The organism is Pseudomonadota bacterium (assembly GCA_038533575.1).
Classification (GTDB): domain Bacteria; phylum Pseudomonadota; class Alphaproteobacteria; order Rhodobacterales; family Rhodobacteraceae; genus Shimia_B.
On record JBCAYL010000016.1, the window covers coordinates 1 to 2,181 of the forward strand.

2 protein-coding genes are annotated in these 2,181 nt (G+C 51.0%); both read left to right on the plus strand.

All coding sequences use genetic code 11. From position 1 onward, the window contains the following. Positions 1-61: 61 nt before the first annotated feature. Positions 62-196 carry a hypothetical protein gene (locus AAFM92_16810; protein ID MEL7302025.1) on the plus strand — a complete coding sequence of 45 codons (135 nt, stop codon included), beginning with the start codon at positions 62-64 and terminating at the stop codon, positions 194-196. A gap of 85 nt (positions 197-281) precedes the next feature. Then, positions 282-2,048 carry a transposase gene (locus AAFM92_16815; protein MEL7302026.1) on the plus strand — a complete coding sequence of 589 codons (1,767 nt, stop codon included), beginning with the start codon at positions 282-284 and terminating at the stop codon, positions 2,046-2,048. Positions 2,049-2,181 lie beyond the last annotated feature (133 nt).

Consider the following 2,181-nt stretch of genomic DNA (forward strand, 5'->3'; position numbering starts at 1 on the left):
CTAATACAGTACACCCCACATTTGCAAATAGTATTACTGACAATGACTTCCCCCACTCTATATGACAATTATCCTTCTCCTCCTCCTGCTCCTGCTCCTGCTCCTGCTCCTGCTCCTGCTCCTCCTCCTCCTCCTCCTCCTTCTCCTTCTCCTCCTCCTCCTCCTCCTCCTCCTCCTCCTCCTCCTCCTCCTTTAAATGACTAGCTTATTTTTGTATAGTTGATTATGTTACTAATCTTCACTCCTTCACAGGCGATGTGACCAGGATCCGGCCCGAAGATATGCCCGTTGATGACGATGAGGACGAGGACAGTGGGGACGAGGTCGACGAGGCAAGACCACCCCGTAAGAGAGCCAAGAAAACCGGACCCCCTAAGAGAGCTAGGCTCTGGAAGAAGGAGGACATCTCACATCCTCCTTTACCTGAATACCACCATCCAAGGCCTGACTTTCTCCTGCAACCATATGAATTCTTCCTGAGGATGTTCCCCATTGAGCTAATGGAGGACATAGTCTACCAGACGAACCTGTATGCCCGTCAAAAGGACGTCAGTACCTCCTTCTCCATCGACGTCAACGACCTCATGGTGTTTGTGGGGATTGTCCTCTACATGGGGGTTGTCCATATGCCTTCCATTGACGACTACTGGGCAGTACACACCAGAATACCACAGATCACTGAATACATGACCTCTAAGAGGTTCAAGCAGATAAGGTCAACACTCCATTTCAACAACAATGAAACTGCAAAGTCGTCCACCGACCGCTTCTACAAAGTCAGGCCCCTCTTCTCAGGCATCACCAAGCAGTTCCTCCAAGTCAAGGCCACTCCCACACAGTCAGTCGATGAAGTGATGGTGGCATACAAAGGGACGATGGCAGGGAATCTTCGCCAGTACATCGCTAACAAGCCTGACAAGTTTGGATACAAGTTGTTCTGCCGTGCCAGCATCGATGGGTTCATCCATGACATGCTGATGTACCAGGGCGAGACGACCTTCAGTAGCCACCCAGTGGACCTTTGTGAGGAAGAGGAGCAGCATCTCATGAGCAGCAAGTTGGTGCTTGTCCTAGCCAAGACCATCCAAGACCTGAAGAATACCACCATCTATGCAGACAACTACTTCACCAGCATCCAACTCGTCGAGTACTTGAAGGACAAGTACCAATGCCGCTACGTGGGGACTGCAAGACCCAACCGCACTGGCAACGCACCACTCATGTCCAGGAAGGAAATGGAGAAGAAGTCTACTCCAAGGGGGAAACACGACCACGTATCCTGCAACGGGGTCCTTGCCATGGTCTGGAAGGACAATAAACCGGTGACTCTCCTGTCGTCTCATGCAGGGGTTGAGCCAATCTCCACTGCCAAGAGGTGGGACAAGGACACCAAGAAGAAGGTAGAGGTCCCATGCCCCGCTGTCATAAAGGAGTATAATGGGAAAATGGGGGGCATCGACAAGTCTGATATGCTCACACATCTCTACAAATCCCCCATGAAGTCTAGGCGGTGGTATCTCCGGCTGTTTGGCTATGTCGTGGACGTCTGTACCAGCAATGCTTGGATCCTGTACAAGAGGGACTGTAAAGCATTGTCACAGAAACCCATGTCCCTCAAGATGTTCCGACTGGAGATCAGCAATTTCGCCCGGTGCTACAAGACCAAACCTACAAGGAAACTCCGCAGTACCCCTGAGGAGCAGCCTTTTGTTCTTCCAAAGAAGGGCCAGAGAAGCAGTCGTCCATCAGACAACCTGCGATACGACCAAGCCAAATTCCACTGCCCGGTGTTTGTCAAGCTACGGATGACCTGCAAGTTCTGCTCAGCTAAGGATGACATGCACCGGTCTAGGTGGGTCTGCAACATCTGCCAGGTAGCACTCTGCCTCACTGAAAAGAAGAATTGCTTCCGAGACTTCCACGACTACCACCCTCGCTCGTCCACATCGCCTGGAGCATCCCCTAGATCTCCAACCCCGACCTCAAGATCTCCAACCCCGACCTCCAGATCTGCAACCACTTCCCCGACCCCAGCATCAACTCGCTAAAGCACCTCAAGATCTCCAACCCCGACCTCCAGATCTGCAACCACTTCCCCGACCCCAGCATCAACTCCCTAAATCATGTAAATATGTAAATATACACTTTTTAATATAATTTCTTATCAATTTTATTATCCAG

Coding starts and splice junctions, on each gene's coding strand:
- AAFM92_16810 (MEL7302025.1), top strand. CDS start 62: ATGACAATTATCCTTCTCCTCCTCCTGCTCCTGCTCCTGCTCCTGCTC.
- AAFM92_16815 (MEL7302026.1), top strand. CDS start 282: ATGCCCGTTGATGACGATGAGGACGAGGACAGTGGGGACGAGGTCGAC.